This window comes from Pirellulales bacterium, from assembly GCA_019694435.1.
GTDB lineage: Bacteria > Planctomycetota > Planctomycetia > Pirellulales > JAEUIK01 > JAIBBZ01.
The window spans coordinates 1-22,306 of record JAIBBZ010000024.1; the positions used below are offsets into that span (position 1 = coordinate 1).

The following is a 22,306-nucleotide window of genomic DNA, read 5'->3' on the forward strand; positions in this document are numbered from 1 at the left end:
CGTACCAGCGGTTGTCCGGATTGGTCCAAGAGCCATCGGGATTCTGTCGGTTCGCCAATTCGGCGGCCAGCTCCGCCCGCCAGTTGTGTTCGACACCTGACGCGTCGACAAAAGTTGGCGAACCCAGCGCGTCCAGGCACTTGGACATCAACTGGTAGTAGTAATACAGTCCCGAGTTGCCCAAGCCTGGGTTTTCCTGAACTGAATAATTGGTTTGTAGTGCTCCGTAGAAAACCCCGCTGCGCCGGAGGATCATCACGTTCAGCGTGATCGCTCGCAGGTAGAGTTCGCGGCACTGGGAACGATAACGTCGCGCTCGCAAGGCCGAGCCCAGCAGCCGCTTGAGCATACTGTTGACGGTCTCGACCGACCTTGTTGCCTAACTCCAGGTGAAGCGGGGCATGCCGAGGTGGGAGAAATGGTTGAGCAGCTTGCAGCGTAAGCTGGTTTCGGCGCGTTGGTTCGGGGCTACGCGGTTCTTGAGGCGGTCGCCAAAGCTGCACTTGAAACGGTGCATCGCCGTTTCGGCCAGGCTGCGGCGGTGGTAACCGATCGACTTCTTCCACGCCTTCCGGCCATCGCGGCGAATCTGGCGGATGCACTCGTCACGCGGCAGCGGATCGGCCGAGCTGTTCCCATGTTGAGCGATCTTCGCGTTCTTCCTCGGTGGAATGATCGTGTCGACGCCGCGCGTGCCGAGTACGTCGTAGACCTTCCGCTGATCGTACGCCCCGTCGCCATAGAAGGTCCGCACGGGGCGATCGATCTGCTGCAAGAGCGGCTCTACCTGATCGGCGTCGTGGACGTTATTCTCCGTCAGCACCTCGGCGACAATCTCGTGCGTGTCCGGGTCGATCGCCAGGTGCAGCTTCCGCCACGTCCGCCGCTTGCCCACGCCGTGCTGGCGGACCTTCCATTCCCCTTCGCCGTAGATCTTCAGGCCCGTGCTGTCGACGACCACATCCAAGGGGCCACGCGTCTGAGACACATCGATCGATACTCCCATTCTCGCGGCCCGCTTGGCCAGCGAGGTGAAGTCGGGGATCGTAATCTGGGCACCCAGCAGCGTGGCCAGCGCGCGGCCCAGGCCCTCGGTCTGACGGTAGGGCAGGCGGAACAGTTCGCGGAGGGCGAGCAAGCACTCGATGGCCCGATCGCTGTACTTGAATGGGCGGCCGTTCTTCTTCTCGGCGTTGTCGTGCTCCCACTCGTCGAGCGTGTTTTGGCTGAACCAGAAGGTCACGTCGCCGCGGCGCACCAACGCTTCGTTGTATTCCCGCCAGTTCGTGATCTGGTAAGTCGCTTTCTTCCCCGCATTCGGCCTGCTAGCATCCACCGTGGCCATCGCGTTCGCTCCTGCAAGAGACCGGAGACTCCATCCTGGAGCGAATTACGCGGCAGATTGAGCGGTTGTTCGACAAGGCCAATCGTGCCGCGAGCTTCAATCGTGCGGCCGGCTTACTCCTACCTGCGCCGCGATTGAGCCGGATCATAACTTGAGCTGGTCTGCGTGAAAGAACGATCGTAGCAAGGGCTGGTTGAAATGCGTGTCGCCCACGGCTTCGATCACGGCGTCGTTGAGGTGCTCGACATTGTCGGGCACGAAGTTCGCCAGGGGCGTGTACATGGCGTGGCTCCAGAGGGCCTCGACCGGGTTCAGGTCGGGCGCGTAGGGCGGCAGCCACTCGACCGACAGCCAGCTCGCGCCGCGAGCCCGCAGCTTTTTCACGGCCGCGCGATGCACGTTGAGCCGATCGAGCACGACGACGATCGGGCCGCGGTGCTCGCGATGCAGCGCGTACAGATAACGAACCACATCGGCCGTGCGGACGTTGTGGTCGTGCACGCGAAAACGCAGCTTCACGCGCCGGCGGCGCGGCGAGACAGCCAGGCTGCCGATCACGCTCAAGCGATCGTGCCGCTGCGAGGCGATCTGTTGCGGGCGCGATCCGGTCGGGGCCCAGGTGCGGCGGTTCAGCGGCTGGAGACGAAAGCCGCATTCGTCGAGAAAGACGATGGTAGCTTGCCGCCGCCGGCCCCCTTTTTGATTCGCGGCCAGTCGCTCTTACGCCACTGCTCCACGGCCGCTTCATCGCGTTCGCGAGCCCGCCGCTGCGGCTGCTGTGGTGAGAAGCCCAAGCTGTGCAAGATGCGGCCGAGGTGGTCGGGATGGTACGAGATGCCAAACTCGCGCCGCACGACCTCGGCGACTCGCCGGCAAGTCCATAGATCGCTGTCGAAGCCCGCGGCCAACGGGCCCGCGACGAGGAGGTCGCAGAGCTGGTAGCCTTGGTCTTCCGTGAGGCGACGCGCAACCGGCCGGGGCTTCTTCGGCTTCAGGGCCGCGACCCCGCCGGAGGCATGGGCCTTTTCCAACGTTTCACACTCGAACGGCTGATTCCCAACCGCTCGGCGACAGCCGCCTGGGTCGCTCCCTCCCGGAGCAACTCCACGGCCACGCGACGAAGGACCATCCAGTCCTCGGGGCTGCGGGAAGAAGAAGTGTTCATGCACCTTCTACGGTGCTAGCGACGGGGTTGGTTCAAAGGGAGCGCAGGGGGGAGTAAGAGTGTCCATTCTCACCAGTACAAGCTTTCCGCAGGGAGAGCAGTCGATTTACAGCTCCTGAGTATTTTTGGAGGTCCGACAAATGAAACCCGTAGAACTCACCGTCCGCATGACACTCGATGAGGTTAGTGCCCGCACGCTAATTGACCTTATTCGCACCGCGTGTCAGGAGGTTGCGGAGCAAGATGAACGGCGGGCTGCTAGGCTCCAATCATCCCGGAACGCGCTATTTGCGGGACAGAAGCCACCGGAGGATCGTGGTCTATTGATTGACACCAACCAAGCCGCAAAGTTGCTGAAGGTGTCCGCTCGCACCATTTGGAGAATGGAACACTGCGGTGAAATGCCCAAGGCCATTCGCATTGGCAAGGCGGTTCGCTGGAGTTACGAAGATCTCAAAGCATGGATCGCTGCCGGATGCCTCCGATGTTCGATCGATTAAGCTTGTCGCCAAGGGTCGATTCGAGAGCGTGCGAACATTGTTCACGCGTTTGTGGGCAACGCACGTACCTCCAAATGGAACGGCACATCATCACAAACGATCGAGCTAGATCCGGCTTTCCGTATTTACGGTTTTCGTCGCTCGATACGGTCGTGTTCTGCGGATATTTGCGCGCTGACGAATCGGTTTGCATGCGCGATCGACGACTGTAGAATGCGTTGCGTCTGTGTGAGTTATGTCGTTTTTCTGCGGCTTTTTTGGCGGATCGACAAGCTGGGGGTCACAGGTTCGAGCCCTGTATCGCCCATTCGACTTACGACGACACCTCCGAACAATGCAGTGATCAGTGCAGAGTTCGTGAGGTGTTTCTATGCGCCGCAAGCGAGAGCCTGAGCCGTTTTTCCGCGCTCAGACAAGGACCTGGTGCCCGCAGCTTGGCCGCCGTCGGGTCACCGCTGTCCGTCATGTCCGGGATAAAGGCGAGCACCAAGCAGAGCAGGCCCTGCAACAGCTCGCCGGGTTGTCCGTAGCGGTCGAGCTTGGGCGTTGCCGGTACACCGGACTTGGCAGGGAGGTTTTGCATGTCGGCCTGCATTATGTCGACGAGGAAGGCTACGAATGCCCGAGTCGTCTGTGATCGACGCATGCCGTCATCAATGCAAGTGCTCTAATTGTAAGGCACGGTCCAAGACTACTTGGGCTTCTTTGCGTTCTTCTTCTTGTTGCTACGAGTGGGATCAATTTCGGTTGATATCGGGGCTCCTTTTTCGCATTGTGTAGTGGAGGTTGTCCTGTACTTTACGCCATAGGTACTGCCGGTGGGATGGCCAAAGATGCCAGCGATCTCGCGATATAGTCGCTCAAGATTGAACCTTCGTGGATCGCTGTGTCCTCCATGCTGAGGCAAACGGCAATCCTCCATGAAGTGTGTTGTCACATGCAAAAAATGATTCGCATGACGCGACAAGGTGGCATAGAGCCTGGCGATCGTGCAATATTGCGTGTCCGTGTATGCGTCCGGTTGGCCGGGCAAGCCAAGCGTCTCGAAGGTCTGTTGAGCAGGTGGCTCGATTTCGATGTTGACGCGAGCTGCAATCCGCTCATTGCGTGCGTTCATTGCGTTGAGATAGTCTTGACAATCTTGTTTTTCCCTTTTTTTGAAGGGGTAGTTCTTGATCGCTGTCAGTTTTTTGCAGAGGGACTCAACCGCCCATAACGCCGAGGTGCTGTGTGTGCCTCCTTGTTTCAAAAACGTTAACGCCTTTGTGATTTCGCCATCACGCGTTTCCGCGTTCTTCTTGGCGACCTTGTCCGTGAACCCGTGGTCGTTGAGTGCCTGATTGATAACGGAACGTTTGTCTTCGTCGCTTTTCCCGCCTTCAAGCCCTTTCCATAGCTTGCGTGCGAGATTAGGAAGTTTGTTCTCTTGTTTTTTTTGAAGGGCAGGTAGCGTCTTTGTCTGCACCGCGTCATTAACCATTTGGTCGGTCACGCCAATATCTTCGCCTCTCTCGTATTTTGTGGATGTGACGCGATATTGTTCGAAGGGGCGCGAGCGACCGTATATCGGGCGCGATGAATCGCGCGTTTGTGGTATAAAGGCGAACGTGCCCGTGTCACTGGATGGGCCGTACATGTTCCGGGTTGGGTCTTTCTCGTTCAGGTCGATCTTTTCGGCGCCAAAGTCGTGTAGGACAAAATACTTCTCGCCCGCGTCGGCTTGCAACGGGGATGATGGGTCCGGCCAATCGGCCTGTTCGTCGGCAATCATTTGCTTGTCGCAATCCGAGAGAGTCTCGCCGGCGAAGTTGTGAGGCTGTGTTGCTGTAGACGTACATTGCTGCTGTTCGGCTTTGATACATTGGGGTGCGAACCAAGACTGCATCCACTCTGGTAGGGTCCAGGGCGTGTCCGCTACCGGCGCCGCGACATCTTGTGACGACGAGTCTGCTCTCGTGCTTGTGGACATGCGTAGCTTGCGTCGTCTTTCGGCCTCTTTGGCGTCAATGCATTTCGGTGTGTAGAAGGATCCCTTTGTTTGAGGCGAAGGCGTAGCAGTTGGCGTCATCGTGGTTTGTAGCTCGTCGTTCACGATGTCCCGGCAAGCACTTGGCCAATCATGCCACGTGCCTGCCGGGAGCACCGTTGCGACCCTCTGCACTTGGAGGATGGGAACGTATCGATTTCGTTGCCCGGTGACGGCCGACGTCGCGCGAGCCGAGGAGCTGCTTAGTTTTTCGCCCCTGCCGCCAGGGCATCGCCGTTGCGTTGGGCGAAGTAAGCGTCGATTTCGTCGCAAACGTCGCCGTTTGCGACCATCGCCGTTGGGGTGTCTTCAGCGAGCAGGTCCTGCTGCGTGGCGACGACCAGTTTGTCGGCCACGTCGAGTCGCACCCGGACCTCGTCGACCAGCTTCTGGCAACGCGCCACCTGGTTATCGTCGAAGGCCACGGCGGTCGACTGGACCTGGCTCTGCTGGGTGCGGAGCTTGGCTTGCAGGTGCTCGATCTGGGCCTCCAGATCGCGTTTGGCGTCGAGCATGTTCTTGAGCTTGGCTTCGGCCGCGGCGAGCGATTTTTCGCGGCTCGACAGGAGCTGGCGCTGAGCGTCGAGCGTGGCTTCCAGCGTCTGGAACCGGCCAAAGCGCTTGCCGAGCTCCTCGCGAACCTCTTCGGATGTCGCCGGACGCGTGCCGACGCGCAAGGTGCCCGACTCGTTGTTGACATCGTCGCGCAAGGCCAGGAGCGCGGTCCGCTGCTCGCCGAGCACACCTTCTTGACGAGCGACGTCGGCGCGAAGGTGCTCGACCGCCGTCTTCTCCTGGGCAATGACGTAGATATTCTTGCGCAAATCGGGAATCAGGTCGGTGACCATCGTGCGGGCACGTTCAAGTTCGAATTCGACAGGAATCTGTTCTTGCACGCGGCCGCCGACGAGCCTGGCCGCTGTCGAGACGTAGGACAGCGTGCCTGGGCCGTAGGTAATCAGCCCGGCCATGACGGCGACCAACAGCGCAACTCGCGTCCAGGTCGACTTTTCTCGGGCGACTTCCTTCAATTGCAGAATCGTGTGCAGCAGACGTTGATCGGACATGGGGTCCTCCTCGAAGAAAATGGGGTGAAAGTTTTCCGGGGCGTTGAGAAGCTGTTGCCACTGCCGCGAAAGGCTGCGGCCTGGGTTACGGATCGGCCGCGTTGGGCGAGGGGCCCGGGCAATGGTTTTCGATGGTTTGCATCACCGTCCCCAGCGGGATCTTGAAACGCGCGGGATCCTGTTGGTACAGGGACCAATACTTTGGATAGACAAGCTGTCGATAAGTCCAACAGCCGAGTTGTTGTTGCTGATGCTCGAGCAGCCAGGCTCCGCGAACGCCTTCGAAGTAGGCCACCGCGTCGGGGGTGTGGTCCCGAGCAAGCAGGACCTCGGCGCCGGGGATTTCTTCATCGCTGGTGAGATACATGTGGATGATGCTGGCAACGTCCTCCTTGTTCGGCTGCTGCGCTGCGGCGAGCAAGGCCTCGCCCAGTCGAATCTCGGCTCGATCGGGGTGGCGCGCCGGCTGAGCGCGATCGGGAAATTTGTTTTCCAGCCGTTGCCAGAAGACACAGGCCTGATCGAAATAGACCTTGGCCGCCGCTCGGCGTCCGTTCATCAAGGCCCACCAACCTGCCGTTGTGGCCTGACGCGCGCCGAGCTCGAATCGGTCGCGACCGGTCTGCAACTCCTGGCCGAGCGCAGGAACTTTCTCGAAGAGGCGGCGCTGGAGAACCAGGTCCGAGGACAACGAATCGAGGCGCAGCTGGTCGATCCTTAGCGCGTAGATCGCCGGATGGCGTGGATTGCCCATGGACTCGAGCGTGTGGTTCGCCTGGTCGAAGAGTGCCCGCGTTGAATCCTTGCGATTGCGGTTGAACAACTCGTGCCGACCGCGAAGGTGGAGCGTTCTACCGATGTACAGCCGATGGTGAGGCAACCCAGGACCGTAGGCGGCGAGCGTGCTGATGGACAGGATGCGATCGCAGAGCATTTCCACGGTCTGAAGATCGGCTCCGATGGCCACCCGGGCCTCGAGCAGTTCGAGCAACGGCTCGCCCAATTGGGGACAGACGTCACCGCAGGCAGCCTCGTAGCAGGCGATCGACTCGTAACAACTGCGGATCGCGGCGGTCCGTTGGCCGCAGGCGTTGGAGAGCATGGCATCGAGCAGATGCAGTTCGCCGCACAGAAAGTGCTCCTCGGCCGGCAGAAAGTTGCGGGCTTTTTCCCAGCAGAGGAGCGCCTCGCGCAGCTCCTCGCGCCCCAAGGCCAGGCGCGCCTTGACGAGCCAGTACTCGGCCTTCAGCCAGCGATAGCAGGGGTCTTCGATCAACCGCACATCTTGTTCGCGATTGAGCAGCTTCTCGGCCTGGCTCAAGTCGCCCAGCAGGCACGCGTTGCGTGCGAACGACACGGCGCCGGCAAGGTTGAGCAGGAACCGTTCCCGCGCGAGGCGACCGGATCCGGCGAGAATGCGTTGCCATTCGGCCCGCAGATCGTCGCACTTGCGATAATCGCCCATGGCGCAGAACAGGCTGCCCCAGCATTCGAGCACAAGCGCTCGTTGCGGCGGCGTGATCGTGGAGTCTTTCAGTGCGAGTTCAAAGGTCCGCTGTGCGTCCACATAGTGGCCCAGCGAGGTTTGCACCTTGGCCAACTCGACGAGCGTGACGACGTATTCGTTGTCGGCTGTCGGTTGTTTGGGTTGGATCGCCTCAAAGGCGGCGCGCGCCGTGAGCAGCTTCTCATAGGCCACCTCGGTTTCGTAACAGGCCCATGCAGCACGTCCCCACACCAGATTCAAACGAGCCAGCACGCGCTGCGAATCGGCGTCGACACCCAGGCCGGAGGCAAGCCCGGCCTGACAATGAGCAATCGCTCCTGGATAGTCGGATTGCAGCAGCTTGAGGATGGCGCAACCGGCGCGAAAGGTTCCCAATCGCAAGGCATCACTCGTGCCTACCCGCTGTGCCTCGCTTAAGGCCAGCTCGAATTGTTGAGCCAGGCGCTCGAGCTCCTTTGCCAGGATCGGCTCGGCGAGTGGATCGGGCCAAATCCGCTTGAGCCAGGCCTGCGCATCATTGTTCAGCGCATCGGCGGCCTGGACCGGCACGCCGTCGTCCTGAGCGCGTGACGCGACCGGCGCCAACGGGCTGAGCAACATCAGCGCGACCACCCAGGGGCCGTGGCACAGCACGCGGAACTGGCGCGAAAACGTCGAAGTTACCCTCGGGCAACCCATCGTTCGAATTGCATGATCGCGGGGAAACATGGATAGACCCATTCAGGGCTGCGTGGGAACCGGCGCAGGCGATGCTTCGGGCTTGGTGCCCGCCACTCCGGCGATTTGGGGCGGTGGTTCAGCGACGGGCGCGGGCGCGCCATTCGATGGGGTGCCAGCGGCCGGTTCGCCTTCCCCCGGGGCGGCCTCCTTCGCCGGCGCGGGTTCTGCGCCTGGCGGTTGCTCGCCGACCGCGGGTTCGCGGCTCGCGGCAGCCGTCTGGCCGGACTGGGCAATCGCTCGGGCGACCGCTGCTTCGACAGCCGATTGAAACGCGGCCGATTGAGCCACTTGTTCGAGGCGCTTGGCCAGCATCTCTTCGACTTCGGCCGAGGTGGGACTCGCAGCCCTGGCCTGGCCGGAAAGATCGCGAGCTCCCGACCGAGGGCCCTGGGTCGATTTCTCGGACCGGACCTGCACGCCGAGTTTTTCCGCGAGCCGGTCGATCTCCTTGCTGGCCAACGCGTCTTCCGTGCGCCGAGGGACCCAGCCGCGGGCCATTTCGACGGCGCCGCAACCGAGAATCACGATGCCCAGTGCGACTGCGGCTTCGGCTGCAGAGGCAAGCCCCAGCGTCGATACGATCCGCTCCCAGCGCGTGGGCCCCTCGGTCTCGAGGCGGTAATGGCGCTGCGCCTGAATCTTCTCCATGGCCACACGAAGGAACCGCGGATCGGCGTGTCCCCGCGCGAAGCGCAAGGCCTGATGCACCGGCCGCGAGCCGGGTCCGTGTTTCACGACACGAAGCTGCATCTCTTCGCAGAATTCGGCGAAAGTGGTTTTCTTGTTCAGGATCATGGGGTTTCTCCGGTCCAAGTTTTGTCCGGTGTTGTTCGCGCGTGGAGGGAAGCCGATCAAGCCACGGTGGACGACGGTGACCTCGACAAGCGGCCGGCGACGGCGGCCACGGCCTTGTGCAGCACGGAGACATCCTGGTCAAACTGCGGCAGGGAAGCGGCGTCGACCTTGACGGCCTGCACGATCGACTCGCGCAGCGCGTTGCGCGTGAGATGTGCGACCTCGCTGACGTTCGCGCTGGCGATCCAGCGGCGTACGTGGGGCGATTGGAGTTCGACGTTCAGATGGCGAAGGGGTAGATCGCGCAGGCGATCGTGAGAATTGTCGCCCTGGGCGAGATTGGTGGCGTCGTGGTTGGCGGGCGACATACCGCCCGTAGCGGGTGGAGGAGCGCCTGGCGCCGGTGCCACTTGGGGGGCCTGCGCGATCTGGCCGAGGAATTCGAGTGGGGTCCCGTTGTCTGCCTTCCGAGCAACCATCACGCAATAGCGATCGGCTTGATGAAACAGCGAGTACTGGACGCCGTCGCGGACATAAACGGTCCACTCATCTCCAGGAACAACGGTATTCAGTGCCTGTTCTTTCGCTTTGTCTGTGGGCGCTGCAGACTCGGTGGGTTCATGCTTGTCGCCACATTTCGTTCGGACAAGACTCAAATGCGAGCCATCGGCCTTGGACGAATTATGCGACAGCTCACAGAGCATTTCACAATGTTCCCAAGTTCTCAGAACGACGAGTTGCCCTTCGTCAAGCGGTAGCGAATGCGAAAACGGAATCTGGCACCCTTCGGGCTCCGTCGCGTCTTTCAGCGTCAGCGAGTTCGTGGCCGAGTCGAGGGTCTCTACCTGATACAGATTGGAAGCCGCGATGGAGCGATCGAGAACCTGCATCTGCTGCGCAGCCGAAAAGACTTCGATCAGGGCATTCTTCTTGAGATGACTGAATCGCTCGAGTTGGTCGCCCATGAGGCGAATCCGTCGGCGATTGCCATCCTCCTGCCAGACGCCGACCAGCCAGGTCGGGCGACGCGCACTCGACAAGCACACAATCCGCCTGTTCTTTTCGACCTCCGAGGCTTTGCGGTCGTAGCTGTGGGCTGCTACATGCAGCACCGCAGTGCAGGCGGCAACCTGGTTGTTCAATCGCAGCGTTGGTCGGCGCTGCAGGTAGGTGGTGTAGTCAAAGAAGAGATTCTTGGGGACGACGCTCCAGCGGGGAAAAAACGTGAGCCGTGTGTAGCCATAACCACAGGGCACCATGCTCCTCACAAACGTGGCCAACGCCTGGTCTTCGCAACGTTCGAACGCGCCCTCGGCGAGGAAGTGTGGCAGGGCGCCGCCGGGAATACCGAGCGGGACAGCACTGGCGAGAATGACACCAGGAGCAAGCGCATGGTCCGCGTCGTTAGTCGCGGCAAGTGCAGCATTCATGTGCTTAAGAGGATCCTTCGTCTCGTTACGCATGAGGACGCCTTGCACGCTGACTCCAAGGCAACTGAAGTCAGTGCCATCGGAGTTTTCGGGAATGGTTGCGACGGTGGCTGTCTGGGGGTTGACTTGATTGATGTATTGGCAAAGCGCAAGTTTTGTGCGATTCGAATTCAAGCACGCTCGTCGCACGATGGCAGGGTTGTCCAGCGAGTTTTCCTCGCGCTTGAAAAACGCCAGGTGTCCGAACTGGCGGAGGTTGCTTTGCCGCCAGCTCTCGAATTGCGTTGCGGCTTGCAGATTCCAGTCGGCGTCTGTTAACGCGCGGCCCTGTTCGGCCAGGTACCAACCGGGGCCAGGGTATTCGTGAGGTGTCAAGAGCGGTGGGCGGCTGAAGTCACCGTACATGGTTTGCACTCCCGTTAGTTCTCATATCGCAGGACCACGTCCATTCCGACGGGTGTAAAATCGTCGATCCGCTCACGCAGATTGCGCTCGCGTTGAGCGATGAACAGGTCGTGAAACACCCCCATCTCCGAGCCGTCATCGGCGCCGCGGCGAATCGCCACCGCGCAGACAGCCGAAAGTTGTGCCAGGCCTGGGTCGCCGTAGCGCTGGCTTGTGAAAGCCAAATGCGGGCAGGCGGCGTAAGGATCAAGAGCACAGCTGGTGGCCTGCTGTTCGCAGACGTCGTCCGTTTCCCCGCGTAGAGCCGCGCCCTTGCCGGCCGATGGATTGCACGACCGCGGCTGCTGGGAGTTGTTTTCTTGCTGTGCGCTCCAGAGCCCAGGCTGACAGTAGAACTGTCGCGGAGTGTCCCACTGGGGACGCGCGTGCGCAGGCTCGACCCGGCTATCGCAGTCGGCGCCGCACGCCGTGCTGCCATGGGGCGGCACATAGCAAAACCGCATTCCCCCGTCCTGACGCCGCACGATCGTCAACGGGCCTGTGAAGATGCTATTGTCTGCCAGGATCAGTTCGCGGGCATGCAGGCGACCGAAGATCGTCGACCGCGCGATGTTGAGGCGCAGGGCGCCGGACCCAAGAATCGCGTACGCCGCATCGGCGCATCCCGAGTCGTGGAGACAACCGACGATCGAATCGCGGATGGAACAATCGGCCGGAGCCAGGCGATCGACGTCTTTTTTCGTCAGGATGGGGCCGACAATGCTGTGTTGCACCGAAACGCGTCCATCGGGCAAGGCGATTGTCAGGGCAGGATCGGTCTGGCCGCGCGGCGCGAGGAGCGTCGCATGGTGCAGGACCAAGCTCGGACGCTGATCTGGCGCGAGGGGCGCGGTTGACGGCGCGCACGTCGTAACGGAATCCGGCTTGCAGGATTGGCGTCCTTCGACGATCAGCTTGCCATCGCCCAAAGTGACTCCGGAAAAGCGCACGTGCGCATTGGGTGAGAAGCGGATTCGGAGATCGCCGGAAAGCCGGATGGTCGGACGGCAGTCGGCCGCGGCGCAAAGCTCCAGGCGATCTCCGGCAAAGAGCCGCAAGAACTGGCCGGTAATCGTGTACACCTCGCTGTCGCAGAACAGCAGGCGCAGCTGCACGGCTTTCTGTGCACGTAAGGTCGCTTGGTTGCCCGTGCTATTGGATCGGTAATCGCAAAGGATGCGCCGCAGGTCGAGCGAGCTGTTCTTGCTGTACAGCACGCGATGCACCCGCAGCGGCGAATCACAGTCGCCGTTCAGGTCGCGCAACGGTGGGCGACGATATTCCCCGCCGCCAAGATCGCCGGAAAAGGCATAGTGGTAGGTCACGTACGGGTCGATCTTGCAAACGTCGGGAAGCAGCAACAACCCTAGCGCGGGATCGACGATCGCCCAGTCGTCCGCCGGGCTGAATTTGTGGGCCGCAATCTGGTCGAGCAGTGCCTTGGCCACGGTGGGGGCGAGCACGTGGCTGGCGATCGCCTGGCCGGGAGGGCATTCGACGTCGCGATCCAGGTCGGCGAGGTTGCCCAAGAAAACGTGTTTCACGCGCCCCCGACCGCCTTCGTGGTGCTGCCAGATGCAAAGACTGCTGTCGCTGCCGTATAGCTTTGGATGCAATGGCTGCAAGCTTCCCGCGGCCAGGCAGTTCGGCGAACTCGTGGCCGCGCTCGCCGCCGCCAAGAGCAGTTCGTTGGCTTCTCCCAACGGCAAGGGCAAGTGCGACACGTCTTGCTCGTCGTGGGCAATGCCAGGTTCGGGGCGAGCAAACAGCGGCGTGTCGAAGCCGAGCGGATGGAACGCGTAGAGCATCACGCAGGTCGGTGCTGCTCCATCGCACGAGCCCTCGTTCGACTTGACCTGGATTGCCTTGCGGTAATGGGGCGTGGTCTCGCGGTGCGAGTAAACCTGTTGTCGCCAGACGGACAGCGCGACGCGCGCAGCGTGCGGTTCGACCCGGCCTTCGGCCGGTTCGCCGCTGAGGCGTGGAAAGCACGGCACCATCCCACGGGGCGAACCACCGCGCTCCAGCTCGGCGAACCGCGGAAAGTGGCTCCAGGGCTCGCCGGCCGACCAGGCGCCGGAAAACTGCGTCACAAAGGGGTATAGCTCCGTGGCACGCGCGCGCCACCCGGCCACATCGTAGGTCAGCTCTTCGAGCACCTTGCGCGTGCCCTTGCGGCGGCTATCGCGAATGACGTTGGCCACTTCGCGGCGCGGTAGCATGCCGGGCTGTCGCCAGGACATGGCTCGCTCTGCAGCGCGGTATTCGGATTGGGGGCCGTGGCGGTGTAAACCGACGACGTCGCCCAGGTAGGGCACGACCCAAGGGTCGCAGGTCTCGATGAACCAATTGTCGTACAGTCGATCGAGATCAGCCTCGACCAATGCCACCTGTTCCCCGATGACCTCCAGCAAGGCCCGCAGAGGATAGCCGCGCTCGGCGTCGCGGATCTGGTAGATCGCCGGCAACAGGCGATACAGTCCTTGGCCGTCATAGAGCGCTGCGGCGGCTTGGGGTGCGACGGGTTTCGGGAGCGCGGAATCGCAGGTCATGGGATCTGAGTCAAATACAAGAGGTTGGGGATTTCGGGCGTGAGGAAACACACCTCGGCAACCCATGCAGGCTGCAACGTGGCGGGCGCCGAGCCAAATGCCGCGCTCGAAACCGGGTTGCCGACATCAGTGCCAGCGGGCTGGGTATCTGGGGGAGCGGTTTCGCGATGCGTCGCGGGACGCGGTTGCTGGTCCTCGAAGGCGTCGTGGACGGCTACGCGCGGACGTGGAGCAGAGTCGTCCTCTGTCGTGTTGTCCTCACGTCGCGCTCGAAACGTGTCCACGTCGACATAGATCACTCCGGGAACCTGCTCGATCGTCTGGAACACATCGGCCAAGCGCACGTCCTCGCCGAGTTGCATCCGCTCATACGCGAAGCGAGTCAGCAATGCTGCACGGATTTGCGGTTCGACGAGGCGCCACTCGTAGCGCGGGTCGATCTTGACCTTGGCGATGATCTGCAGAAATACGAGCTCGGCCGGCGCGACTTCGCAGCTTGCCTCCGGCGGGCCATTCTGCTGAAACGCCTCGCGAAGGTTGCGGAGAATCAGCGAGTCGGGCACGAGCGCTTCGGGCGTCGTACCGGCGACGCTCACAAAGACCTTTGTGCCGATCAGCTTGGCGCTGGCCTTGCCCACGCCCGCAAAGGACAGGGCAAAATCGGCAAAGTCCTGGGCCGAGATCAGCCGGTCGAGGGCCCGACTCATGAGCGGAACCCGGTCGCGGATGTCCAGCGGGCCGTCGGGATCGGCGCCACCGTCACCGCGCAAAGGATTCGTGACGCCCCGCACACCCAAGGGCGCGTTGACCAGCTGATCGATCTGGCCGGGTTCGGCATTGCCAGCGGCGCCGATGCCCGAACGATAGAGCGCCTGCACGTTCTCCATGCCCGACGGCAGTCGATAGCCGGAGCGTCCGTCGCCGAAGATGATCTTGGCGTTGCCGTCGGCATCGTGGCGGAGGGTGTAATGCGGCGGTGCCTGCTGGGGGTCGTCGAGTCGGTGGCGACGATCCCAGCGCACGTCGTTGACGCGGACCTCCAGATCGGTGACGGCGCCCCGATCGAGCCGCGAGGGCACGTACGTCAGCGGCGGCTTTTTCAGCGCAAAGGCCTGGAACGCCTGATCGCCGTCGCCGCTGCCGAGAATCTCGTGTACGGTCTCGCCGTGCGTGGCCTCGACGACATTGGCGTAGATGCGCACCGTCTCGAGGCTATAGTTCGCAGGCAGCGAGCGATCGAGCACCAGGCGCGTCGTAAATCGATCGCCGAAATATCTCGGCCCGATATGCGTGAGCTGTTCAATTCTGGCGAACACGCGTTGCACGTCGTCGCCCGCCGGCAGCAACTGCCGTCCCGCGAATTCGACGATCACTCCTTGACCCAACGACAGATCGAGAGCGATCCGGTCGAGCTCGATGGCGCGACTCGGGTCCGGCGAGTTCGGATCCCTGATCGTTTCGCGATCGGTTGCTTCGGCCAGCGGGAGCAGCGCGGGCGAGCAGAAGGCGAGCGAGGTTCTTAAGACATTGATTTGGTCGGCTGGACTATTGAACGAGATCTTTACAATCGTGTTCGCCGAACCGTCGGCTTCTGTCGTTACTTGAAAATGAGCCTTTTTCAGGTCTGCTTCTAGCTTCGCTGCGTCCTCATTGGGAAGATGATACGTGCCTTCGGACAAGGGCGCGGTTGGATGCCACCAACTGGGGCTCACCTCGACTTCGGTGCATTGATTGCTGATGCAGTACTGCGTTCTCGGCCGTACCTTGGCCTGGAGCACTTCCACAATCTGATCGTTGCCATCGATCTGCCGGATGAGTAGATGGGAGCCTGGCACTACGGCGGGGTGACCGCCATCCAGGAAGACGCGATTGTCCGTCTCAACGTCGTTGTCGCCGGGTCCCGGACTGACGTGCAGAGTGTCAGGGCAGTGCTCACCGTCCTTTTCGGTGACGAAGGGTGCGGGCTTGTTCCAGCCGAACAGCGGCGCTTGTTCGCGAAAGACGTAGACCCGCGGTGGGGAGTTCGCTCCCTGTCTGTGCTGCGCCAGCGCGGCGCGCAGCACGCGACCCTCGTCGGCCGTCAGGCTCGAGGCCACTTGCGGCAGCAGATAGGTCTTGTCCCGGAGCAGCGCCACGATCTGATCGTCGTTGACCGTCGCAGCGCTCCCTGGCCGTAACGCGGCCCGCAAGTCCGCCACGGCCTGGTTCAACTCGCCGCCGATCGATTGACCCGCGTTCAGTTCCGGCTGCTGTGAGGGCGCACGTACGCGGCTGACGAAGCCCAGCAGTCGCCGCTGCGCGGTGCTTAGGGCGTCCGACGCCGGCGACTGTCCTGGGATAATCGCCTTCGCGAGCCCTTCTGCGCTGTCACCGACTTTCGCCAGCACGTCAGTGTCATCGCGAGTGCAAGCGTTGGAATCCGCGAGATTCTTAAGGCTGTCGCGCAATGCCTGGACCTTGTCCGCCCAGGCCGCAACCTTGAGCGTGTCGTCATCGAGCAGTCGTCGCAGCGGTGATGTGATGGCCGAGGTGCGATGGGCCAGTTCACTGCGAATTGTCTGAGCTGAAAGCGCGTAGACGCCCAGGAGCTGATCCAGGTCGTCCTTGACGCGCAAGGTGCGCGTGACAAACAAATCGAGAGCCGATGCAAGCTGCTTCTTCTTGTCGTCGCTGGCAACATCATCGGGAATCGTTAATTCACTGAGCGCAAGCGCCTTCAGCAACAGCGGTGGTGCCGAACTCAAGGCGGATGTCAGTGACTGGACTGTTTCCTGGAGCTTAGCGCGCACTGCCTCTAACGAACTGGGATTCTCGCCGATCCAGGCTGCTGGCTCCTGCTGACCGGTGAGTGTCGCGATGATCTGCTTGGTGCCATGCAAGAGATCGCGCAACCTGGCCAGGCGCTCCGCTCCGGCCAGCTGCGCATCGGTCTCCGCGGACTTTGCCTTTTCCAGCAACGCGGCAATCTGTTGCGACTCGGAGGTCAGTCCTTTCTGTAACTGTGCCAGCGCTTCCTGCAACGAGTTAACGTCGGTGTTCTTAAGAAGCGTGAGAAGATGTTGTGGATACAGGCGGAACCGTGAGGTGGGTAAGTGCGTAACGAGTATCGCGCTGGTGGGTTCGGTGTCCGTGTGAAACGTGACCTGGAAGGTCGATATGTCAGTGACAGGAAGCGTCATCTTGAGGCTGTTGATGAGTCCTCTTGCGCTTGCGCCGTCGTTGTCCGTAAATGTCCAGGTGTTTGGTGAAGCTGAGGCCGCTGGGCTTGTCGCAAGCGTCCAGCCGGTGGCGGTCGTGGCGAGCGTGGCGGTGCCGTTCAGGCGCGTGACGACGACTTTCTTGGCCTGGTACTCTCCGGAGTCGGTTGAAAACTCGAGATCGCGCAGAAAGTCATTATTGGAATCACTCGGAGCAACGATGAAATTGCACTGCAGGGGATATCCCTTCGGTGGATCAACGGCATTGGCTGGGTGTTGGTGACGCGTCATTGCATACGAAACGCCGTTGCCGTTGGAGGAGGCGCAGTGGATCCGAACGTAGTACGGTTGTTCGACGCTGTTTTCGTTCGTGGGAAAAGCGAGTGCAGCAAGCGTGCTTTGCACTCCGGAAGGATCTACCGAAGCCAGGGGCTCGCCGGCCGAGGTCGCGGCGAGTGCGCCCACGACAAAGGCGAAATCGATCGACACGGGATCGGTGGACGTGGCGCCGCGCACGACGGCGACATGCTCGAACGGCTTGTCGGCGCGGGCGAGCTCGTCGGCTCGGAGTGTGAACAGCCACGGGGCGGCCGTGTCCTGGCGGGCGATCTGAAATAGAACATGCGCCGCGTTGGCGTGCGCGGCGTTGGCCTTCGTGGCGGCTACGTCAAAAGCAGATGTCTGTTGCGGATCGGTGATGGTGCGGAACAGTGTGTCGAAGGTTTCAAAAAACACCCGGTGTGCTTTCGCGACATCGCTACTCGCTGCCGTGAGAGCGGATGGAGGGGATTCTGGTGCCGGCGCGATCTTCGTGAAGGCCTCGACAATCGCCTTCCGCGCTTCGTGTGCAGCCCGAAGAACGGGAAGTGCTAGAGGTTCATTGGCCTTAGGTGGGCCTGCGAGTGTGCACGGGAGAAGACGCAAGTTTCCGTCGAGCGTCGCGAGGCACGTCGGGCGCGCAATGCCGACCGGCGTCGGTAGCAATTGCAATAGAGACCGCCGCAACTTCGGGAGCTCGTCAGGCGGCATGTAATTGTTTCTGGCGAGGGCGTCGGCGATGGCCAGCAGAGGCGGCGCGACGACTCGCGCCAGCGACAGTGGGCTGAAGGGATTGTGCACTTCTACGACGGTCAACTGCGCTTCCGGCTGCTCTTCGACCGAGGTGATCGAGAACGCCTCGGGACTGGCGCGGTCAGTTGTCGCGACCGGCGCCAAGGAGTCGCGGTTGGAGTTCGGTTCTTGGTCATTGAGTTCCGGCACGATCAGGAGCATGTCGTTGGGCTTCAGTCCGAGGCCAACGCCTTGGAAATACAGCTGTTCGATGTTCGACAGATTCTGGGATCGCAGGTCCATCGCCCGCGTGAGCCGCGGACGCAAGCCGTTCCATTCAGGTCGGGCCACGAGATCGTCGGTCGTCTCGAAGACTTGTGGCAATTGCGACGTGCCGGGGCGCGGCGTGCTCTTGACGGCAGTGCCGCGCGGGATCAGGACCTCGCGGGGCGTGAACGCCGAGGGGCCTTGCGAAGGTAAGCCTGGAATCTCCGGCGGCGTATCGACTTCGAACGCCAGGTGGACCCGGGCTGCGACGCCCGGCCGCGGTTCGTAGCCGACCAACCGGCTCAATTCGGACAGCGAACGGAGGTGCTGGGCGGTCCGCAGGAACCCCTCGTTCGCAATCCGTTCCTGATAAAACGCCAGGACGTCGGCCACCGCGGCCCAGGCGTCGAGGAGCGCCAAGCTCGGATCGTCCGGATCTCGGGTCGTCAAGCGCGTGCGGAGAATGGTTGCCAGCTGGGCCGGATCGTCCGGAGCTTCGGCGCCTGCCCGGCCCGGGTCGCTGGCGGCATCGAACAGACTCAGCCGCGCGAGCATCGTGTCGAGAAACGCGGCATGCGTGCCCATCCGGTACCGCAGAGAACTCCGGTGCGGTGGGTTGGTCAGGTCGCGCGGCGTCAGTCGTTGCACGCCGGTGCAAGGGATGAGTCGCGGCATGGTCAGCGTCCTCCTCGCACTTCGATCGTCAGGCCGACGCGATGCGGCTGTACGGCGAACAGCTCGCCAGGACCCAGCATCAGCAAGCCGTCGCCCGTGGCGTTGACTTGGGGTTGGTCCTGCCGCGCGAGGTAATTGATGAAGAAGTTCTCGACTCCCGGAAGCTGCATGGCCGCAATGGTCAAATCGCTCACATAGAGCGATTCGCCGATGCGCAAGCGATCGGGGTGGAACAAACCGAGCGAACCATCGGCCAGCTCCTGGTCGCTGAACAAATCGAGCAGCGCGCGGCGCAGCGGCCCACGCAGCACGTCGGGCCGGACGCACGCCGCGGCGTCGAGGACCAGGAACACCCGGCTGGCTATTGCGACCGAAATGCGATGGCCCAAGCGCCGCAATGGATTCAGGAAATCACGGACCCGCTGCTTCAAGTCTCCGTGCGACTCGGTCAGGTTGGCCCGAGGATCGAGGACCACGCGGGCCAGCCAATGGGTGCCGACATGCTCCAGAGAGACGGCCACGCTCTGCACCTGTTCGGCAAACCGCTCGCGGACGAGGCCGGCATAGTCTTCGGCGGCGATCGCACGCTGTTTGCGCTCGCGATACGCCGTCGGCGCTCGTAGCTTCACGGCCATCGTCGACTCGGGGTTGGTGCCACCCAGGGCCGGCAACGGGTTGGTCACTTTGCAGACTTGGGACGCGTCTGTATCGTTGCGGATCACGAGGTGACGAATGCGCTCGGCGCCGATATTTCCGCGCACGCCGCCGCCGATGCGATATCGGGCGAAGAACTCCGATTCGACGGCAGGCTGACGGCCCAGGGCATCGTCGCCAAACCGCAAGTGAGCGCGCCCTAGGTCGTCGATCTCGACGACCACCTGCCGGTCATCGGCAGCCGAGCGCAAGAGGTCGTACACGGGATACCAACGCAGCGCGTCGAAGATCGCGGCGCGCATGGCGTCGTCGGTCAAACAAGTTATCTGATTCCACGCCTTGTCCGGGTCGCCATCAAACGAGCCCAAGGCATGACGCGGCAAAATACCGGAGATGGCCTCGATCAGAGTCGGCAGGAAACTGCCGAACTGCGGTTCGCCCTTGAAGGTGACCTGTTTCCCATCAGCAAGCCAAGCGGGCACCTTGCGCATGTCGTCGCAGTTCTCGAGCACGCAGCACAAGGCGGCCCGTAACGGCAGCGGAAGTTCTAAGATGTCGACCGCGGCAAGGGCCTCGTCCAGGTTGGGGATCAGCAAGTCGCTGGCAGAATCGCCAGCCTGGGGCGGCGCCGAGTGCACCAGATTCGCTCTTTGCAGTACTGCGCGAAACGGATACGCGTCGATCGTCGCAACGTCGGCCAGGGCGTCCGGGCTGCAACCGCCAGGGTCGGGACGTTGAGCGACGATGCCGAGTGGCTCCCAGTCGACCCGATGACCGTGATCGACCAGCACGATGTTGCCCCAGGCTACCGTGATGTCGTTGACCGGTGCGCAGCCGGCGACGGCCTTGCGGGCACGCAGGCAAAACGGCTGCCGTAGGGCATCTTCGCGAGACCACTCGATCCGCAGCGGATGCGTGCCGCAGGGACCGACGTGCGTCAACCGCACGGCCTGACGATGCATCGGGTTAGCATCACACTTTTCCCCGGTAAGCGGGCCAAGAACTTCAGCGAACACCAAGAGATCGCCGACCTTGAGTTGCAGCGTGCACGGGTCGTTGCAGAGATAGGCGCACGTAGCGCCGGGGGGCAGCCAGGCCTGATCGGCGTCCTTGTCGTACCAGAAGTGAATCGTGTTGTGTCGCTGGTAGAGTTGGATGTGCTGGGCGCCGCTGGCGGGCGGCGCGGCTTGTCGACCACACAGCGAGTGGTGATAAAAGGGTTGCCGTGGCGCGGCAGGCTGCGCTGCGCAGGGCCGGGGCAGATCGATCGGTTCGAAGGCCTCGGCGGTTTCTTCCCAGTCGCGTGGAAGTTCGAAATCTTTCAGTACGGCCGAGATTGCCTGGTGGGGCGGAAGTCCGGCGATCTCGGTCGTGAAGAAGACATCACCTTGCTTCAAGGTTGTGTCGCCGCTCACTTTGATTCGCACGAGGGTCCGCGCACTGCAGCCTTCGTGCATGCGATAGTCGACCAGGCGCGCGTGCCGGCGGACCGAGATCCGCTGACGCGCAGTACCCAAATAGGCTTCCGTGGCGACGGCGTCCTGGTAATAGCTGAGCCGGTCGCCCACGTAAGCGAAGACTTCCGCGAGCACGACCCCGATGTCGGACACATGCCGTTCGCGCCAATCTGGCATCGTGACGGCGAGCCGGTCGAGAATCAGCTGGCGGAACGAGGCATAGTCCTTGGCGAGGTAATTGAGTTGCGGCTCGGGGTGCGTGGGCGCAGGCACCGGAGGATGTGCGGCGACGTCGACATCCACGATCGGCTGGCCATTCAGCCAGACCTCGGCCTCGACCGCCCGCGGATGGAAGCCGCTGGGAACTTGAATCTCGCAGCGCGCGGGGCAGGCCTGCGGTTGCGGATCACTGCCCGGAGCAGTCGAACAGCACCTGGTGCGGATGCGGACGCGATGGGGGTCCTGGACGCACGCCGGCTCCAGCTCGCATTTGAGAATTACGACGCTGCCCGAATCAGCCTGCGTGCCACAGACGGCGCAAGCGATCTGGCAATCTTCGGCATTGAGCAACTCGACGATGTGCTCGGACGTTTCCGGCGGAGCGTCGAACAAGTGCACCGCGATTGAAAACGTCGTCTTTGCATCCTGACCGGCCTGCGACGAGACGCAGACATAGTCGATGCCGTTGTCGCAGCGAATGGGCTGCGAGGCGTCGACTCGCGGCAGGCAAGCCACGGCGAGGTTCGTCATGAGACGTTCCTCCGTGCGATGGTTTCGCGCCGTTGTTCGCCCGTCCGCAACACCGTATAGATCAAGTCGACCAACAAGGTCGAGTCATCGTGCGAGACTTCGAGTTTCTCCAATGCCAGGATGTCGCCCAGCCACCGTTGAATCGAGGCCTGCAGATTGACGGGCAAGGCCGCAGCGAGTTGATCACTGTTCGGCGCAAAGACCAGCTGCAGCGCACCACCGCCGAAGTCAGGTCGATTGACGCGTTCGCCGGGTGAGGTCATCAGCAATTGTTCGACCATCTCGAAAATGTGCCGAGCCTCGCTGCTGGTGGCCGTGCGGCCCCGCGCGTCGAAATCCCAGGGGTATTGAATCTGCAGTGACATAGCAGCCGTCGAGGTGTCGCTTGCCGGTGCGTTAAGTGCCTTTGACGCGCATCTGCGTGACCAGGATTTGCAGCGGGGCCCCGTTGTTCGTGGTGGCCTGGCTGTCGAACAGCAGCACGGGAACGCCGCCGCTGGTCACCCGCGTGGCGGCGACCGTCCAGGTTGCCGTCACACAGATTGGCGAAGGCGCGATTGGACAACCGGCGACGATATAGGGGTTGGGCATGGTCGTGATCGGCTGATTCGACACGAGGACGCGCGGCTGCGGCACGGTCGGCGTCGCCTGGCCGCCGTGGCTGCACATCACCGTCGCACCTTGATGGAGCAGGAATCCGGGCAT

General features: G+C 62.2%; 17 protein-coding genes. 1 reads left to right on the plus strand and 16 read right to left on the minus strand.

Annotated features, from left to right (window positions below):
- From K1X74_16565 to K1X74_16585, 5 genes are all read right to left on the minus strand, one after another.
- Positions 1–349: hypothetical protein (locus tag K1X74_16565; protein MBX7167949.1), on the minus strand; the 349-nt coding region annotated here is incomplete at its 3' end.
- Between the two features lie 30 nt (positions 350–379).
- A complete protein-coding gene (locus K1X74_16570; GenBank protein ID MBX7167950.1) occupies positions 380–1,345 on the minus strand; it encodes an IS5 family transposase in 966 nt (321 codons plus the stop codon).
- Positions 1,346–1,489: 144 nt separating this feature from the next.
- Positions 1,490–2,059, minus strand: coding sequence for a transposase (locus K1X74_16575; protein ID MBX7167951.1), 570 nt, complete (start codon positions 2,057–2,059; stop codon positions 1,490–1,492).
- Positions 1,975–2,376, minus strand: a complete 402-nt coding sequence (locus K1X74_16580; protein MBX7167952.1) for a winged helix-turn-helix domain-containing protein — start codon at positions 2,374–2,376, stop codon at positions 1,975–1,977. The genes K1X74_16575 and K1X74_16580 overlap by 85 nt, the downstream gene beginning before the upstream one ends.
- Positions 2,337–2,474, minus strand: a complete 138-nt coding sequence (locus tag K1X74_16585) for a helix-turn-helix domain-containing protein (GenBank protein MBX7167953.1) — start codon at positions 2,472–2,474, stop codon at positions 2,337–2,339. Before K1X74_16585 ends, K1X74_16580 begins: the two co-directional genes overlap by 40 nt.
- A 176-nt stretch (positions 2,475–2,650) precedes the next feature.
- On the opposite strand from K1X74_16585, the gene K1X74_16590 reads away from it, so the two are divergent.
- Positions 2,651–3,010, plus strand: coding sequence for a helix-turn-helix domain-containing protein (locus tag K1X74_16590; GenBank protein ID MBX7167954.1), 360 nt, complete (start codon positions 2,651–2,653; stop codon positions 3,008–3,010).
- A gap of 343 nt (positions 3,011–3,353) precedes the next feature.
- Here the strand turns inward: K1X74_16590 and K1X74_16595 are convergent, their stop codons facing one another.
- The 11 genes from K1X74_16595 to K1X74_16645 all read right to left on the minus strand — a co-directional run bounded on the left by K1X74_16595 (position 3,354) and on the right by K1X74_16645 (position 22,306).
- Positions 3,354–3,593: a hypothetical protein gene (locus K1X74_16595; protein MBX7167955.1), complete on the minus strand. Its 240-nt coding sequence runs from the start codon at positions 3,591–3,593 to the stop codon at positions 3,354–3,356.
- Between the two features lie 108 nt (positions 3,594–3,701).
- Positions 3,702–4,781 carry a hypothetical protein gene (locus tag K1X74_16600; GenBank protein ID MBX7167956.1) on the minus strand — a complete coding sequence of 360 codons (1,080 nt, stop codon included), beginning with the start codon at positions 4,779–4,781 and terminating at the stop codon, positions 3,702–3,704.
- A 458-nt stretch (positions 4,782–5,239) separates the two neighbouring features.
- Positions 5,240–6,103: a hypothetical protein gene (locus tag K1X74_16605; protein MBX7167957.1), complete on the minus strand. Its 864-nt coding sequence runs from the start codon at positions 6,101–6,103 to the stop codon at positions 5,240–5,242.
- An 85-nt stretch (positions 6,104–6,188) separates the two neighbouring features.
- On the minus strand, positions 6,189–8,288 hold the full coding sequence (locus K1X74_16610; GenBank protein ID MBX7167958.1) for a hypothetical protein: 2,100 nt from the start codon (positions 8,286–8,288) through the stop codon (positions 6,189–6,191).
- A 42-nt stretch (positions 8,289–8,330) separates the two neighbouring features.
- The gene (locus K1X74_16615; GenBank protein MBX7167959.1) at positions 8,331–9,125 is read right to left on the minus strand and encodes a hypothetical protein; all 795 of its coding nucleotides are present in this window, start codon (positions 9,123–9,125) and stop codon (positions 8,331–8,333) included.
- Between the two features lie 56 nt (positions 9,126–9,181).
- Positions 9,182–10,960, minus strand: coding sequence for a hypothetical protein (locus K1X74_16620; GenBank protein MBX7167960.1), 1,779 nt, complete (start codon positions 10,958–10,960; stop codon positions 9,182–9,184).
- Positions 10,961–10,974: 14 nt separating this feature from the next.
- Positions 10,975–13,551 carry a hypothetical protein gene (locus tag K1X74_16625; protein MBX7167961.1) on the minus strand — a complete coding sequence of 859 codons (2,577 nt, stop codon included), beginning with the start codon at positions 13,549–13,551 and terminating at the stop codon, positions 10,975–10,977.
- A complete protein-coding gene (locus K1X74_16630; protein MBX7167962.1) occupies positions 13,548–18,740 on the minus strand; it encodes a putative baseplate assembly protein in 5,193 nt (1,730 codons plus the stop codon). The genes K1X74_16625 and K1X74_16630 overlap by 4 nt, the downstream gene beginning before the upstream one ends.
- A gap of 2 nt (positions 18,741–18,742) precedes the next feature.
- The gene (locus K1X74_16635) at positions 18,743–21,601 is read right to left on the minus strand and encodes a hypothetical protein (protein ID MBX7167963.1); all 2,859 of its coding nucleotides are present in this window, start codon (positions 21,599–21,601) and stop codon (positions 18,743–18,745) included.
- Complete coding sequence (locus K1X74_16640; protein ID MBX7167964.1) at positions 21,598–21,960, minus strand: GPW/gp25 family protein; 363 nt, start codon at positions 21,958–21,960, stop codon at positions 21,598–21,600. The genes K1X74_16635 and K1X74_16640 overlap by 4 nt, the downstream gene beginning before the upstream one ends.
- A gap of 37 nt (positions 21,961–21,997) precedes the next feature.
- Positions 21,998–22,306 carry a DUF4280 domain-containing protein gene (locus tag K1X74_16645; GenBank protein MBX7167965.1) on the minus strand — a complete coding sequence of 103 codons (309 nt, stop codon included), beginning with the start codon at positions 22,304–22,306 and terminating at the stop codon, positions 21,998–22,000.

Excerpts from the sequence above, each read along its gene's own strand:
- K1X74_16570 (MBX7167950.1), bottom strand. The coding sequence starts at position 1,345 with ATGGCCACGGTGGATGCTAGCAGGCCGAATGCGGGGAAGAAAGCGACT.
- K1X74_16585 (MBX7167953.1), bottom strand. The coding sequence starts at position 2,474 with ATGGTCCTTCGTCGCGTGGCCGTGGAGTTGCTCCGGGAGGGAGCGACC.
- K1X74_16590 (MBX7167954.1), top strand. The coding sequence starts at position 2,651 with ATGAAACCCGTAGAACTCACCGTCCGCATGACACTCGATGAGGTTAGT.
- K1X74_16595 (MBX7167955.1), bottom strand. The coding sequence starts at position 3,593 with ATGCAAAACCTCCCTGCCAAGTCCGGTGTACCGGCAACGCCCAAGCTC.
- K1X74_16600 (MBX7167956.1), bottom strand. The coding sequence starts at position 4,781 with ATGATTGCCGACGAACAGGCCGATTGGCCGGACCCATCATCCCCGTTG.
- K1X74_16605 (MBX7167957.1), bottom strand. The coding sequence starts at position 6,103 with ATGTCCGATCAACGTCTGCTGCACACGATTCTGCAATTGAAGGAAGTC.
- K1X74_16610 (MBX7167958.1), bottom strand. The coding sequence starts at position 8,288 with ATGGGTTGCCCGAGGGTAACTTCGACGTTTTCGCGCCAGTTCCGCGTG.
- K1X74_16615 (MBX7167959.1), bottom strand. The coding sequence starts at position 9,125 with ATGATCCTGAACAAGAAAACCACTTTCGCCGAATTCTGCGAAGAGATG.
- K1X74_16620 (MBX7167960.1), bottom strand. The coding sequence starts at position 10,960 with ATGTACGGTGACTTCAGCCGCCCACCGCTCTTGACACCTCACGAATAC.
- K1X74_16625 (MBX7167961.1), bottom strand. The coding sequence starts at position 13,551 with ATGACCTGCGATTCCGCGCTCCCGAAACCCGTCGCACCCCAAGCCGCC.
- K1X74_16630 (MBX7167962.1), bottom strand. The coding sequence starts at position 18,740 with ATGCCGCGACTCATCCCTTGCACCGGCGTGCAACGACTGACGCCGCGC.
- K1X74_16635 (MBX7167963.1), bottom strand. The coding sequence starts at position 21,601 with ATGACGAACCTCGCCGTGGCTTGCCTGCCGCGAGTCGACGCCTCGCAG.
- K1X74_16645 (MBX7167965.1), bottom strand. The coding sequence starts at position 22,306 with ATGCCCGGATTCCTGCTCCATCAAGGTGCGACGGTGATGTGCAGCCAC.